Source organism: Nocardia sp. X0981 (genome assembly GCF_977089955.1).
The window spans coordinates 4,354,812-4,372,080 of the sequence record NZ_OZ372435.1; the positions used below are offsets into that span (position 1 = coordinate 4,354,812).

A 17,269-nucleotide genomic window follows, 5' to 3' on the forward strand; every position below is an offset into this window, starting at 1 on the left:
TCCCGCCGGGATAGCCGCCGATTTCACCTTCGCCACCGACCTGTTCGACCCGGCCACGGTCCGTGGTTTCGCCGACCGGTTCCTGCGTATCCTCGCCGCGGTGAGTACCGATCCCGCGGTAGCGGTCGGTGATATCGATATCCTCACTCCCACCGAACACCACGCCCTGGCCCCGGTCCGCGGCGCGGCGGGTGGGACACCGCGGTGCCTGCCGGAGGTGTTCACCGCTACCGCGGGGGCCTACCCGGAAACGGTAGCGGTCTCGGCCGGGGCGCGGGAGGTGTCGTATCGGGAACTGGACCGGTATTCCAACCGGTTGGCGCGGGTGTTGCTCGCCCGGGGCGCGGGCCCGGAAACGTTCGTGGCCATCGCGGTGGCCCGGTCGCTGGAGTCGGTGGCCGCGGTGTGGGCGGTGACCAAGACCGGGGCCGGGTTCCTGCCCATCGATCCCGGCTACCCCGGGGAGCGGATCACCCGGATGCTCACCGATTCCGGCGCCACCCTCGGCATCACGACCTCCCACGAACACCCCGGACTACCCGGGACCGTGACTGTTGATTGGGTGGTGCTCGACGATCCCGCTGTGGAACGGGCCTGCGCCGGTTCCGCGGCCACCACGATCACCGACACCGACCGGCCCACCGGCCTGCGCCTCGACCATATCGCGTACCTGATCTACACCTCCGGTTCCACCGGGACCCCCAAAGGCGTCGCGGTCACCCACCGGGGCCTGGCCGATCTGGCCGTCACCGAACAACGACACCTCGCGGTGACCGGTCGGGCGCGTGTCTCGCATGCGGCTTCCCCGAGTTTCGATGCCTCGATCTATGAGATGCTCATGGCCTTCGCCGCCGGGGCGACGCTGGTGATCGTCCCGCCGGCGGTCTACGGTGGCGCCGAACTGGCTCACCTGCTGCGCACCGAACACATCACCCACGCGTTCCTGACTCCTACCGCGCTTGCTTCCCTGGACCCGGCCGGTCTCGACACGTTGCAGACCCTGGCGGTGGCGGGGGAAGCGCTTTCCGCGGAGGTGGCCGACCGGTGGGCCCGCGACCGGGCGGTGTTCAACGCCTACGGGCCCACCGAGGCCACCATCCAGGCCACCATCAGCGATCCGTTGCGGCCCGGGCAGCCGGTGACCATCGGTACCCCGGCCACCGGGTTCGGTGTCGTGGTGCTGGATGCCCGGTTGCGGCCGGTCCCGGTGGGTGTGGCCGGTGAGTTGTATTTGGCGGGTGCGGGGGTGGCGCGGGGGTATCACGGCCGGGTGGGGTTGACCGCGGCCCGGTTCGTGGCCGGCCCGTTCGCGGGGGCGGGGCAGCGGATGTATCGGACCGGGGATGTGGTGCGCTGGAACACCGCGGGGCAGTTGGAGTATGTGGGGCGTAACGATTCCCAGGTCAAGGTGCGGGGTTTCCGGATCGAGCCCGGGGAGATCGAGGCGGTACTCACCACCCATCCCCGGGTACGGCAAGCCGTCGTGACCACCCACACCAGCACCACAGACAGCAACGAAAACGGAGACGGGGGCGGGGACACCGTGTCCAGCACCCGCCTGGTGGGGTATGTAGTACTCCACCCCGACACCGGCACCGGCACCGATACCGATACGGGGAATGGTGGTGTGGGGATCGGGGCGCAGTTGCGGGAGTTCGCCGCCGGGCGGTTACCGGAATACATGGTGCCCGCGGTGGTGATGGTGCTCGAGGAGCTCCCGTTGACCCCGTCGGGGAAGCTGGACCGGAAAGCCCTGCCGGCCCCCGACTACACCACCGGGGTGTACCGGGCGCCGTCGACGCCGGAAGAAGAAGTGCTGACAGGGTTGTTCGCCCAGGTCCTGGGCGTGGAACGGGTCGGGGTCCAGGACTCGTTCTTCGGCCTCGGTGGCGACAGCATCATGGCCATCCAACTGGTCGCCCGCGCCAAAGCCGCCGGAGTACTGATCTCGGCCCGCGATGTCTTCGAACGCAAAACCGTCGCCGGCCTGGCCGAAACCGCGCGACCCAGCACCACCGGACCGGGCCCGGCCGAGCTACCCGGCGGCGGGACCGGACCCATCACACCCACACCGATCCTGTCGTGGCTGCTCGACCACGACACCGGCATCGACCGCTTCTCCCAACAGGTCCTGCTCTCCCTACCGGACCACATCGACGAACCCACCCTGACCCGCACGGTACAAGCCGTACTCGACCACCACGACATACTCCGGGCCCACCTCCACCACGAAACCACCACCACCACCACCGGCACCGGCACCGAGGCCGGGACCGCTGGTGCCGGTGCTGGTGGGTGGGGGTTGACGGTCGCGCCGGTGGGGTCGGTGCCGGCGGCGGGGTTGATCCACCGGGTGCCGGTGGCGGGGCTGCCGGACGAGGAGTTCTCCGCGGTCCTGGCCGCCGAGTCCGAGGCCGCGGTGGACCGGCTGGATCCAGCGGCGGGAGTGGTGCTGCAACTGGTGTGGTTCGACCCCGGCCCCGAGGCCGTGACCGAGTTCGGTCCCGGTGTCGCGGAGGCCGGACCGGTGGAGGCCGGGTTGGTGGATGCCGGAGCGGTGGATGCCGGAGCGGTGGAGGCCGGGTTGGTGGATGCCGGAGCGGTGGATGCCGGATCGGTGGAGGCCGGATCGGTGGATGCCGGATCGGTGGAGGCCGGGTTGGTGGATGCCGGATCGGTGGATGCCGGAGCGGTGGAAGCCGGGTTGGTGGATGCCGGTGTGCCGGATACGGGTGCTGGTGTGCCGGATGCGGGGGTGGCGGGTGCCGGTGTGGTGGATGTGGCGGGTGCTGGTGGTCGGGGTGGCCGGTTGCTGGTGGTGGCGCATCATGTGGTGGTCGATGGGGTGTCGTGGCGGATTCTGATACCGGATCTGGCGGCGGCGTGGGCACGGATCGCGGCCGGTCGTGAGCCCGGGTTACCGGCGGTGGGGACCTCGATGCGGCGGTGGGCCGCGGGGCTGGCCGCGGCCGCGTGTGCGCGGGAGCGGGTCGCGGAGCTGGGGTTGTGGCAGGCGATGCTGGCCGGTCCCGATCCGCTGCTGGGTGCCCGGCGGGTCGACCCGGCCGTGGATACCGCGGCAGCGGTGGACACGGTGACGGTGCGGATACCGGCAGAGGTGACCGAAACGCTGCTGACCACGGTGCCGCGGCGGTTCCACGGCAGTGTCGAGGACGGGTTGCTGGCCGGGCTGGCGCTGGCGGTGACCCGCTGGCGCCGCGACCACGACCGTGGTGGGGGGCCGGTGCTGGTGGGGGTGGAGGGCCACGGCCGGGAAGAACAGGTGGTGGCCGGGGCGGACCTGTCGCGCACGGTGGGCTGGTTCACCACGATCTTCCCGGTCCGGTTGGATCTGGGCGGGATCGATGTGGACCGGGCGCTGGCCGCCGGCCCCGCCGCGGGCGTGGTGGTCAAGACGGTCAAAGAACAACTACGGGCCCTGCCCGATCACGGGATCGGCTACGGGTTGCTGCGCTACCTCAATCCCGAGACCGCGCCGCTGCTGGCGGCGTTACCGTCCCCGCAGATCGGGTTCAACTACCTGGGCCGGGTCGCCCTCACCCCGCCCGGCACCGGCACCGGCACCGAGGCCGGGGCCGGTGCCGGGGCCGGTGCGGGGCGGGGGTGGGTGCCGGTGGAGATCGGTGCGGCTACCGGCCGGGCCCGGGAACTGCCCCCGGACACGAGCCTCGATATCAATGCCGTGGTCACCGACACCGCCGACGGGCCGGTCCTGCGGGCGGGGTGGTCGTTCCCGCCCGGGGTGCTGACCGCCGGGCAGGTCCGGCAGCTGGCGCGGTGGTGGACGACCGCGTTGACCGCGCTGGCCACCCACGCCACCGGTCCCGGCGCCGGGGGTTTGACTCCCTCGGATCTGGGGCTGCTGCGGTTGACTCAACCCGGTATCGACACCCTCGAACACCGCTTCCCCGGGCTGCGGCAGGTATGGCCGCTGGCGCCGCTGCAGACCGGGCTGTTGTTCCACGCCCTGCTGGCCGAGGAATCGGTGGACGCCTACCTGGTGCAACTGGTTTTGGACCTGCACGGAGAAATACAACCCCACCGGCTGCGTACCGCGGCCACCGCGCTGCTGCACCGCCACCCCAACCTCGCCGCCGGATTCGTCCACAACCCCGACCCGGACCACAACGCCGAGGTCATGTTCGTGCAGGTGGTGCCGGACGGGGTGGAGGTACCGGTGCGGGTGGTGGATCTGAGCGGGGTCGAGGAACCCGCGCAGCAGGCGGCGATCGAGGAACTGCTGGCCACCGACCGGGGTAGCTCTTTCACCATGGCCGCTCCGCCGCTGCTGCGGTTGATGCTGATCACCGTGGGCCCCCGGCAGCACCGGCTGGTGCTGACCAACCATCACATCCTGCTCGACGGCTGGTCGACCCCGCTGCTGATCCGGGAACTGCTGCTGCTGTATGCCGCCGGAGGGGATCCCGCCGCGTTGCCGCGGGCTTGTTCCTACCAGCGGTATTTGGCCTGGCTCGCCGGCCGGGACGTGCGGGCCTCCCGGGCGGTGTGGGCCCGGGCGCTGGCCGGGGCCGGGGAACCGACCCTGCTGGCCCCGGCCGGGCGGGGCCGGCAACTCGCGGCCTTCCCCGATGAGATGAGTGTGGATGTGAGTGAGGACCACACCAGCGCGCTGGCGGTACTGGCCCGCGAGCTCGGGGTCACGATGAACACGATGGTCCAGGCCGGGTGGGGTCTTGTGGTGTCGGCCTGGACCGGCCGGCAGGACGTGGTGTTCGGGGGTGTGGTCTCCGGGCGCCCGGCCCAGGTTCCCGGGATCGAGGACATGATCGGGTTGTTCATCAACACCGTGCCGGTGCGGATCACGCTGGATCCCGGGGAAACCCTGGCCCAGCTGCTGGTCCGGGTCCAAGCCGAGCAGGCGGCGCTGCTGGAACACCACTACCTCGGCCTGACCGAGATCCAGCAGGCCGCCGGCCCGGGGGCGCGGTTCGACACGTTGACGGTGTTCGAGTCCTACCCCGTCGAACGCGCCGAGCTGACCCGGGCCACCGATCTGGCCGGGATCCGGGTCACCGGGATCAGCGGACACGACGCCACCCACTACCCGTTGACCCTGGCCGCTTCCGGCTCGACCCGGCTGCACCTGTCGGTGAAATACCTGCCCGACCTGTTCGACCCCGCCCTCATCGAGTCCGTCCTGACCCGCCTGACCCACCTGCTCACCACCTTCACCACCAGCCCCTCCACCCCGCTGGCCGATATCGATCTTCTCGACGCCGCCGAACGGGCACTGGTGCTCGACGGCTGGAATCAGGGTGGGGTCGAGGGGGAGCCGGCGACCTTGTCGCAGATGTTCACGCGCACAGTCGAGCGCCGCCGGGAGTCGACGGCCGTGGTGTTCGGGGACTCGGCGCTTTCGTACGGTGAGTTGGATGCGCGGGTGAATCGGTTGGCGCGGCATCTGATTGCCTCGGGGGTGGGCCCGGAATCGTTGGTGGCAGTGGCCATGCCCCGCTCGACGGAGCTGATCGTCGCTCTGCTGGCGGTCCTCGAGGCTGGTGGCGGGTACCTACCGATCGATGCGTTCTATCCGGCTGAGCGAGTGGCGTTCCTGTTCGCCGACGCGGATCCGGTATGCGTGCTGACCACCGTCGCGGAGGTGGGGGTGCTGCCGGTCGGTGAGCGACCGGTGGTGCTTCTCGACGATCCCGCTACGCAAGCCACGCTTGCGGGTCTTTCGTCGCTGCCGGTGACCGACACGGAGCGGCAGGCACCTGTCGATCCCGACGCGGTGGCGTATCTGATCTACACGTCGGGTTCGACCGGAACCCCGAAAGGTGTACTCGTCTCGCACCGCAATGTGCTGACCTTGTTCGCGAACACCCGCGATGTGTTCGGCTTCGACGAGGCGGACGTGTGGACGATGTTCCATTCGTATGCGTTCGATTTCTCGGTGTGGGAGCTGTGGGGTGCGCTGCTGTACGGCGGCACGCTCGTGATAGTCGACCACTACACCGCGCGGTCGCCCGAGGAATTCCTCGAGCTGCTGCGGCGAGAGCGGGTGACCGTGCTCAGCCAAACACCGACCGCGTTCTATCAGATGGCCGAGGCCGAATCGGTCGAGCCGGGCGGTGCGGATGAGCAGCAGCTGTCGCTGCGGTACGTGATTTTCGGCGGCGAGGCTCTCGACTTCGGTCGGCTGAGGCGTTGGTACGCGCGATACGACGGTACTGGTCCGACGTTGGTCAACATGTACGGCATCACCGAGTCCACCGTGCATGTGACCTGTTTGCCGTTGGATCGGGAACTGGCTGCCTCGGCCTCGGCGAGTGTGATCGGTCGGGGCATCGCGGGTCTGCGGGTGGTGGTGCTCGATGCCCTTCTGCGTCCGGTGCCGCGGGGCGTCGTGGGCGAGATGTACGTCTCGGGCGCGCAACTGGCTCGGGGCTATCGGGGCCGGGCTGGGTTGACGGCCGCTCGATTCGTCGCGAATCCCTACGGTGCGCGGGGTGAGCGGATGTACCGCACTGGGGACAGAGCCCGGTGGCGGGTGGACGGACAGCTGGAGTACGTGGGGCGCAGCGATTTCCAGGTGAAGGTGCGGGGCTTCCGGATCGAGCTCGGTGAGATCGAGTCGGTGCTGGTCTCGCATCCGGCGGTGGTACAGGCGGTTGTGATCGCCCGGGGCACCGCCGCGGCCGGTGATACGGATTCCGCCGGGCAGCTGGTGGGATATGTGGTGCTCGACACCGATATCGGCCTCGACGGGGAATCCGGCGATGCGGCTGTGGCGGCCGAGTTGCGGGAGTTCGCTGCCGGGCGGTTACCGGAGTACATGGTGCCCGCGGCGGTGGTGGTGCTGGATCGGTTGCCGTTGACGGTGAACGGGAAACTGGACCGTAGAGCCCTGCCCGCCCCGGACTACACAGCCGGAACGTACCGGGCACCGGCCACACCGATCGAAGAAGCCATAGCCGCGGTCTTCGCCGAGATCCTCGGGGTGGGCCGGGTCGGCGCCGACGACAACTTCTTCGACCTGGGTGGTGATTCCCTGACCGCGACGCGTCTGGTGAGCCGGATCCGGTCGGTGTTGGGGGTGGAAGTACCGATCCGGGTGGTTTTCGAGTCCCCGACGGTGGCGGGCCTGGCGCCCCGGCTGGCGGAGCAGGGCACGGTACGGGCGCCGTTGGTGGCGCGGGAGCGGCCGCAGCGGTTACCGCTGTCGTATGCCCAGCGCCGGTTGTGGTTCATCCACCGCTACGAGGGGGCATCGGCGACATACAACATTCCGCTGGCGGTACGACTGCATGGTGTGTTGGATGTGGCCGCATTGCGGGCCGCGATCGTGGACGTGGTCGCTCGCCACGAGAGCCTGCGCACGATCTTCGTCGAGGACGAGGGCGTGCCGTTCCAGCAGGTCCTGCCGATCGAGGCGATATCGGCCGATCAGCTGATCGGTGAGGTTCTGCCGGTGACCGAGACACAACGGGCAGCGGCTGTGGCGGCGGTAGCGGGCCGTGGGTTCGACCTGTCGGCCGAAGTCCCGGTCCGGGCCCGGATCTTCCGGTGCGCCGCCGAAGAGCATGTCCTGATGCTGGTGATCCACCATATCGCCGGAGACGGGGCCTCGATGGCGCCGTTGGCGCGGGATGTGGCGCGCGCGTACGCGGCGCGATCGGCCGGTACGGCACCGGGGTGGGCGCCGCTGGCGGTGCAATACGCCGACTACACCCTGTGGCAGCGGGAATGGCTGGGCTCGGAAGACGATCCCGACAGTGTGCTGGCCGCCCAGTTCAGGTATTGGCGCCGGGAATTGGAAGGGGCACCGGAACAGCTACGGTTGCCCACCGACCGTCCCCGACCGGCGGTGGCCAGTTACCGCGGTGCGGAGGTGACGTTCACCCTCACCCCGCAGGTGCTGGCAGGGGCAGAACAACTCGCGCGCCGGCTCGGAGCGACGGTGTCGATGGTGTTGCAGTCGGGGTTGGCGGTGTTGTTGCACAAGCTCGGGGCCGGTGACGATATCCCGATCGGAGGCCCGATCGCGGGCCGCACCGACGAGGCGTTGACGGATCTGGTCGGGTTCTTCGTCAACACCTGGGTGTTGCGGGTCGATACGTCGCGGAATCCGAGTTTCGGTGAGGTCGTCGAACGAGTGCGGGAGAAGGCGCTGGCGGCCTACGAGAATCAGGACGCGCCGTTCGAACGGTTGGTGGAGTTGCTCAACCCCACCCGCTCGACCGCCTACCAGCCACTGTTCCAGGTCGTGTTCGCGTTGCAGAACAATCCTTTCCCGGAGATGGATTTCCCGGGGCTGGAGCTGGGCCCGGAGCCCGTGACGACGGGAACGGCGAAATTCGATCTGTTCTTCAGCCTGACCGAGTTGCCGCGCCTCGCGGGTGAGCCGCAGGGCGTGCAGGGCTCGATCGAGTACGCCAGCGATCTGTTCGACCCCGGCACGGTCGAACAGATCGCGGCCCGGTATGTGCGGCTGCTCGAAACGGTGCTGACCGATCCGGAAACACGGATCGATCGGTTCGACGTCCTGGTCCCCGGCGAGCGGGAAAAGCTCCTGCGGTCCTGGAACGACACCGCGGTCGCGGTGCCGGGGGTGACGGTGCCGGAGTTGTTCGAACAGCAGGTGGCCGCCACACCGGAGGCGGTGGCGGTGGTCTTCGCCGGCCGGCAGCTCACCTACCGGCAGCTCGCCGCGCGGGCGAACCGGTTGGCGCGGGTGTTGATCGAGCGTGGGGTGGGCCCGGAATCGGTGGTCGCGGTCGCGTTGGGCCGCGGCCCGCAACTGGTGACCGCGTTACTGGCCGTCCTCGAGGCCGGGGGCGCCTACCTGCCGATCGACCCCAACTATCCCAGCGAACGCACCGGATTCATCCTCACCGACGCCCACCCGGTACTGCTCCTCACCGATACCACCACCGCGGCCGCGCTACCCCCCACCGAGACCGCGACACTGCTCCTGGACACCCTCCCCGACCAGCCCGAGCCCGAGCCCGAGACCGAGACCGGGGTCGCGGGGGAGGATGCCGGTGGAGTCACCGACACCGACCGGATCGGCGGGCTGGACCCGCGGCATCTGGCGTATGTGATGTACACATCCGGATCGACCGGTATCCCCAAAGGCGTGGCGATCAGCCACCGCAACGTGATCAATCTGGTGTTCCACGGCTGGCCGGCGGGCCGGCGCACGCGGGTACTGATGTCCTCGTCGGTGGGTTTCGACGCCTCGGCCTATGAGATGTGGCCGGCGTTGCTGTCCGGCAGCGCGCTGGTGATCGCCGCGCCCGGCCCGGCGGACCCGGGCCTTCTGGAACGGCTGGTGCGGGAGCAGCGGGTGAGCGCGTTGTTCGCGGCGACCCCGATGTTTCATCTGCTGGCGGCCCGGGCCGGGGAGCACCCCGGGACCTGGGCCGGGGTGGACCAGGTCGTCACCGCCGCGGATGTGCTGTCCCCGGCCGCGGTGGACCGGTTCCGCCGCGCCTGTCCCGAGGTCGAGGTGATCAACGCCTACGGGCCGACCGAGACCACGGTGTGTGCCACCTGGTACTCGGTGGCCGGATCCGATGAGCTGGATGGGGTGTCGGTATCGATCGGGTCGCCGATCGGTAATGCGCGGGTGTTCGTGCTGGACGCGGGGTTGATGCCGGTACCGGTGGGGGTGGTGGGGGAGTTGTATATCGCCGGTGCGGGAGTGGGGCGGGGGTATCGCGGCCGGGCGGGGTTGACCGCGGCCCGGTTCGTGGCCGATCCGTTCGCGGGAGCGGGACAGCGGATGTATCGGACCGGGGACCTGGTGCGCTGGGATGGTGCGGGCCGGTTGGAGTTCGTCGGCCGCGCCGATGAACAGGTCAAGGTACGCGGGTTCCGGGTCGAACCGAAAGAGGTCGAATCGGTGCTGGTGGCGCATCCACAGGTCAGCCAGGCGGTGGTGGTGGCCCGCGACCTCGGACCCGAGCGGGCCGACAGCGCCGAGGGGGTGATGGGTAAACAGCTGGTGGGATATGTGGTACTCGACCGGGATGTGAGCCTGACCCGGGAGCACGGGCGGGAAACGGAGCTGGTGGGACAGTGGCAGCGGCTCTACGACGAACTGTATTCCGGGGAGCAGGGCTATACCGGTGACGAAGCCGAAGCCGAGGCCGGTGCCGGTGCCGAGGCCGGTGCCGGTGCCGGGGCCGGTGCTGCTGCGGCGGAGTTCGGGGAAGATTTCTCGGGCTGGAATTCCAGCTACACCGGTCGGCCGATCCCGCTCGAGCGGATGCGGGCGTGGCGGGCGGCCACGGTGGAGCGGATCCGCGGGCTCCGGCCACGGCGGGTCCTCGAGATCGGGGCCGGTTCGGGGTTGCTGCTCTCACAGCTGGCACCCGAATGCGAACAGTACTGGGCCACCGATTTCTCGGCCGCCTCGATCGAGGGGTTGCGGGCCGGGCTGCGGGACCGGCCGTGGGCCGGGCGGGTGCGGTTGCGGGTGCAGCCGGCCGATGTGGTCGAAGGGCTGCCCCCCGGCCACTTCGACACGGTGGTGTTGAACTCGGTGGTGCAGTACTTCCCGAACGCGGCGTATCTGCTGGACGTGCTCGACAAAGCACTGCGGTTGCTGACTCCCGGGGGCGCGGTGTTCATCGGGGATGTGCGTAACCAGGCGCTGTTGCGGGAATTCGTCACCGGGGTGCAATGCGCCCACGCCGAGGACACCGCCACCGCGGCCGCGGTACGCCAGCGGGTACGGCGGGAACTGCTCGCCGAGCGGGAACTGGTACTGGCACCGGAATTCTTCACCGCCCTGCCGCAGCATCTGCCCGAGATCGCGGCGGTCGACATACAACTGAAGAACATGCCGATCCACCACCCGCAGACCGATCCGCGGCTGGCCGACGAACTGGGCCGCTACCGCTACGAGGTCGTGCTGCGTAAGGCGCCGGTAGCGGCGCGGTCGCTGGCCTCCGTGCCGGTACGGCCGTGGCAGCGGTTCGAGGACCTGAGCGGAGTGCGGCAACACCTGCGCACCCACCACCCCGAGCAGCTACGGATCAGCGGGATCCCCCATGCCGGGCTGGCACCCGATATCGCCATGGCCGCTGCCCTCGACCACGCCGCCGATCGCGCCCCGGTCGCCGGCCTGCGCGAGGGTCTCGACCCGGCGGCCGGCGCGGTCACACCCCAGGACTGTCACCTGCTCGCCCGAGAGCTGGGATACACCGCGGTGCTGACCTGGTCTTCGACCCCCGGCCTGATGGACGCGGTCTACACCACCACAACCGGTACGCCGGTGCCCGAAGCGCTGACACAGGTGTATCTACCGGCCGGCCCGATCGATTCCCTGGCCGGCTATGTCAACGATCCCGCCGCCACCGGCCGGATCACCGAGTTGCGGGAGTTCGCTGCCGGGCGGTTACCGGAGTACATGGTGCCCGCGGCGGTGGTGGTGCTGGATCGGTTGCCGTTGACGGTGAACGGGAAACTGGACCGTAGAGCCCTGCCCGCCCCGGACTACACAGCCGGAACGTACCGGGCACCGGCCACACCGATCGAAGAAGCCATAGCCGCGGTCTTCGCCGAGATCCTCGGGGTGGGCCGGGTCGGCGCCGACGACAACTTCTTCGACCTGGGTGGTGATTCCCTGACCGCGACGCGTCTGGTGAGCCGGATCCGGTCGGTGTTGGGGGTGGAAGTACCGATCCGGGTGGTTTTCGAGTCCCCGACGGTGGCGGGCCTGGCGCCCCGGCTGGCGGAGCAGGGCACGGTACGGGCGCCGTTGGTGGCGCGGGAGCGGCCGCAGCGGTTACCGCTGTCGTATGCCCAGCGCCGGTTGTGGTTCATCCACCGCTACGAGGGGGCATCGGCGACATACAACATTCCGCTGGCGGTACGACTGCATGGTGTGTTGGATGTGGCCGCATTGCGGGCCGCGATCGTGGACGTGGTCGCTCGCCACGAGAGCCTGCGCACGATCTTCGTCGAGGACGAGGGCGTGCCGTTCCAGCAGGTCCTGCCGATCGAGGCGATATCGGCCGATCAGCTGATCGGTGAGGTGCTGCCGGTGACCGAGACACAACGGGCAGCGGCTGTGGCGGCGGTAGCGGGCCGTGGGTTCGACCTGTCGGCCGAAGTCCCGGTCCGGGCCCGGATCTTCCGGTGCGCCGCCGAAGAGCATGTCCTGATGCTGGTGATCCACCATATCGCCGGAGACGGGGCCTCGATGGCGCCGTTGGCGCGGGATGTGGCGCGCGCGTACGCGGCGCGATCGGCCGGTACGGCACCGGGGTGGGCGCCGCTGGCGGTGCAATACGCCGACTACACCCTGTGGCAGCGGGAATGGCTGGGCTCGGAAGACGATCCCGACAGTGTGCTGGCCGCCCAGTTCAGGTATTGGCGCCGGGAATTGGAAGGGGCACCGGAACAGCTACGGTTGCCCACCGACCGTCCCCGACCGGCGGTGGCCAGTTACCGCGGTGCGGAGGTGACGTTCACCCTCACCCCGCAGGTGCTGGCAGGGGCAGAACAACTCGCGCGCCGGCTCGGAGCGACGGTGTCGATGGTGTTGCAGTCGGGGTTGGCGGTGTTGTTGCACAAGCTCGGGGCCGGTGACGATATCCCGATCGGAGGCCCGATCGCGGGCCGCACCGACGAGGCGTTGACGGATCTGGTCGGGTTCTTCGTCAACACCTGGGTGTTGCGGGTCGATACGTCGCGGAATCCGAGTTTCGGTGAGGTCGTCGAACGAGTGCGGGAGAAGGCGCTGGCGGCCTACGAGAATCAGGACGCGCCGTTCGAACGGTTGGTGGAGTTGCTCAACCCCACCCGCTCGACCGCCTACCAGCCACTGTTCCAGGTGATGTTCGCGTTGCAGAACAATCCTTTCCCGGAGATGGATTTCCCGGGGCTGGAGCTGGGCCCGGAGCCCGTGACGACGGGAACGGCGAAATTCGATCTGTTCTTCAGCCTGACCGAGTTGCCGCGCCTCGCGGGTGAGCCGCAGGGCGTGCAGGGCTCGATCGAGTACGCCAGCGATCTGTTCGACCCCGGCACGGTCGAACAGATCGCGGCCCGGTATGTGCGGCTGCTCGAAACGGTGCTGACCGATCCGGAAACACGGATCGATCGGTTCGACGTCCTGGTCCCCGGCGAGCGGGAAAAGCTCCTGCGGTCCTGGAACGACACCGCGGTCGCGGTGCCGGGGGTGACGGTGCCGGAGTTGTTCGAACAGCAGGTGGCCGCCACACCGGAGGCGGTGGCGGTGGTCTTCGCCGGCCGGCAGCTCACCTACCGGCAGCTCGCCGCGCGGGCGAACCGGTTGGCGCGGGTGTTGATCGAGCGTGGGGTGGGCCCGGAATCGGTGGTCGCGGTCGCGTTGGGCCGCGGCCCGCAACTGGTGACCGCGTTACTGGCCGTCCTCGAGGCCGGGGGCGCCTACCTGCCGATCGACCCCAACTATCCCAGCGAACGCACCGGATTCATCCTCACCGACGCCCACCCGGTACTGATCCTCACCGATACCACCACCGCCGCGGCACTGCCCTCCACGGGTATCGAGCATGTGCACCTCGATACCCTCGGCCCCGGTCTCGCCGCCGGCAACGGAGAGGTCGAGACCATCCCCGGCAGGCGCGGAACCGACCTCACCGACACCGACCGGATAGGCCCGCTGAGCCCGGAGCATCTGGCGTATGTGATGTATACGTCCGGATCGACCGGAACCCCCAAAGGCGTCGCCATCAGCCACCGCAACGTGGTCAACTGTGTGTCTCGAATGAGTTCTACCCTCGATCAGGGGGCCTGCCGGGTACTGGCCAGTACGTCGGCGACGTTCGATGTGTCGGTCTTCGAGATGTTCACGCCGCTGTGTACGGGCGGGAGTATCGAGATGGTCCGTGATGTCCTGGTGCTCGGCGAGCAGGATGGGTGGACGGGTGATGTGATCAGTACGGTGCCGTCGGTATTCGCGGCACTACTCGATCAGATCACGCCGGGGACGATCGCGGCGAGCACCCTCGTATTCGCGGGTGAAGCGTTGACGGTGTGGATGGCCGAGCGGGTGCAGTCCGCGATGCCGGGGATTCGGGTGATCAATGCCTACGGGCCGACCGAGACCACGATCTATACCACCCTCGGAGTGGTGGATCCGTCGGGCGGGCGGGTGTCGATCGGGTCGCCGATCGGTAATGCGCGGGTGTTCGTGCTGGACGCGGGGTTGATGCCGGTACCGGTGGGGGTGGTGGGGGAGTTGTATATCGCCGGTGCGGGAGTGGGGCGGGGGTATCGCGGCCGGGCGGGATTGACCGCGGCCCGGTTCGTGGCCGATCCGTTCGCGGGAGCGGGACAGCGGATGTATCGGACCGGGGACCTGGTGCGCTGGGATGGTGCGGGCCGGTTGGAGTTCGTCGGCCGCGCCGATGAACAGGTCAAGGTACGCGGGTTCCGGGTCGAACCGAAAGAGGTCGAATCGGTGCTGGTGGCGCATCCACAGGTCAGCCAGGCGGTGGTGGTGGCCCGCGACCTCGGACCCGAGCGGGCCGACAGCGCCGAGGGGGTGATGGGTAAACAGCTGGTGGGATATGTGGTACTCGACCGGGATGTGAGCCTGACCCGGGAGCACGGGCGGGAAACGGAGCTGGTGGGACAGTGGCAGCGGCTCTACGACGAACTGTATTCCGGGGAGCAGGGCTATACCGGTGACGAAGCCGAAGCCGGTGCCGAAGCCGAAGCCGGTGCCGAGGCCGAAGCCGAAGCCGAGGCCGGTGCCGGTGCCGGTGCCGAGGCCGGTGCCGGGGCCGGTGCCGGGGCCGGTGCTGCTGCGGCGGAGTTCGGGGAAGATTTCTCGGGCTGGAATTCCAGCTACACCGGTCGGCCGATCCCGCTCGAGCGGATGCGGGCGTGGCGGGCGGCCACGGTGGAGCGGATCCGCGGGCTCCGGCCACGGCGGGTCCTCGAGATCGGGGCCGGTTCGGGGTTGCTGCTCTCACAGCTGGCACCCGAATGCGAACAGTACTGGGCCACCGATTTCTCGGCCGCCTCGATCGAGGGGTTGCGGGCCGGGCTGCGGGACCGGCCGTGGGCCGGGCGGGTGCGGTTGCGGGTGCAGCCGGCCGATGTGGTCGAAGGGCTGCCCCCCGGCCACTTCGACACGGTGGTGTTGAACTCGGTGGTGCAGTACTTCCCGAACGCGGCGTATCTGCTGGACGTGCTCGACAAAGCACTGCGGTTGCTGACTCCCGGGGGCGCGGTGTTCATCGGGGATGTGCGTAACCAGGCGCTGTTGCGGGAATTCGTCACCGGGGTGCAATGCGCCCACGCCGAGGACACCGCCACCGCGGCCGCGGTACGCCAGCGGGTACGGCGGGAACTACTCGCCGAGCGGGAACTGGTACTGGCACCGGAATTCTTCACCGCCCTGCCGCAGCATCTGCCCGAGATCGCGGCGGTCGACATACAACTGAAGAACATGCCGATCCACCACCCGCAGACCGATCCGCGGCTGGCCGACGAACTGGGCCGCTACCGCTACGAGGTCGTGCTGCGTAAGGCGCCGGTAGCGGCGCGGTCGCTGGCCTCCGTGCCGGTACGGCCGTGGCAGCGGTTCGAGGACCTGAGCGGAGTGCGGCAACACCTGCGCACCCACCACCCCGAGCAGCTACGGATCAGCGGGATCCCCCATGCCGGGCTGGCACCCGATATCGCCATGGCCGCTGCCCTCGACCACGCCGCCGATCGCGCCCCGGTCGCCGGCCTGCGCGAGGGTCTCGACCCGGCGGCCGGCGCGGTCACACCCCAGGACTGTCACCTGCTCGCCCGAGAGCTGGGATACACCGCGGTGCTGACCTGGTCTTCGACCCCCGGCCTGATGGACGCGGTCTACACCACCACAACCGGTACGCCGGTGCCCGAAGCGCTGACACAGGTGTATCTACCGGCCGGCCCGATCGATTCCCTGGCCGGCTATGTCAACGATCCCGCCGCCACCGGCCGGATCACCGAGTTGCGGGAGTTCGCCGCCGGGCGGTTACCGGAGTACATGGTGCCCGCGGCGGTGGTGGTGCTGGATCGGTTGCCGTTGACGGTGAACGGGAAACTGGACCGTAGAGCCCTGCCCGCCCCGGACTACACAGCCGGAACGTACCGGGCACCGGCCACACCGATCGAAGAAGCCATAGCCACGGTCTTCGCCGAGGCCCTCGGGGTGGGCCGGGTCGGCGCCGACGACAACTTCTTCGATATCGGCGGCAACTCACTGATCGCGATCAGAGTTGTGACCGGGCTCCAGGACACACTCGGTGTCGATATCCCCGTGAGTCTCGTGTTCCTCGATCCGACACCGGCAGGCCTCGCCCGGCGCATCGGCAGTTCACTGAGCTTGCGCGGGGCGGCAGCCGACAATGCTTTCGGAGTGGTGTTGCCGCTGCGTTCCACCGGTAGTCGACCTGCCCTCTTCTGCGTACATCCGGGAAGTGGACTTTCGTGGGCGTATTCAGGGTTGATTCAGCATCTCTCGCCCGACCAGCCCGTGTACGGGCTGCAATCACCGGTGCTCAGCGGTGATCCCGGCTTCGAATCGATCGAGCAGTTGGCCCATCGGTACGTCGAGGAGATCCGCACCGTCCAGCCGCACGGTCCGTATCACCTGTTGGGATGGTCTCTGGGCGGCTTGATTGCACATGCCATGGCCGTCGAATTGCGCGATGCCGGTGACGCTGTTGCGACACTTGCTCTCCTGGACACCGATGTTGTCCACGGGGAAGACGACACCATCGAGGGGGAGGAGATGTTCGAAGGGGAGATCAGTGCCGAGAAGTTGGTTCGCGCTATGGGTGCGGAGCTGTCGAAGCTCCATACCGATGGCTCACTCCACGCCACGGGCTCGGATCTGGCTGCCAGCAATGCCAATGGCGAGCTGTCGTTCGAGGATGCCGTCCTGCTCCTGAACAAATCGTTCGGTCTGGATACCGGTCTCACAGCCACGCACCTGGAACGTCTCGGTATCTGGATGGAGAACCGGAAACAAATCCTGCGCAAATTCCGGACCGGCGTATTCGATGGCGATTTGTTGTTCTTCAGCGCGGCGAAGTCGGTCGACGCGGCCGGTAATCGGCTCTCCGCCGAGGTCTGGCGGTCGGCTGTCACCGGGGACATACACGAGCACGTGGTGGCCTGTGCGCATTTGGAGATGGCGACACCGGAGGCGTTGGCTGTTATCGGTCCTGTTCTGGAGGACTACCTCGCCGGCGTCGCACGGCAACACGCCATACCGTAGGGGGCTGCCGCACCGGGAGATGAC

General features: G+C 68.8%; 1 protein-coding gene (running past one end of the window). It reads left to right on the top strand.

The window, feature by feature from the left end:
• A protein-coding gene (locus ACYR7D_RS19145) for a non-ribosomal peptide synthase/polyketide synthase (protein WP_459545899.1) crosses the window boundary here: on the top strand, positions 1–17,245 show its 3' portion. Its footprint begins 21,176 nt before the window's first position; 17,245 of the gene's 38,421 nt are visible here — the last part of the coding sequence; its start codon lies off the left edge, out of view; it ends in the stop codon at positions 17,243–17,245.
• The last annotated feature ends 24 nt before the right edge of the window (positions 17,246–17,269 follow it).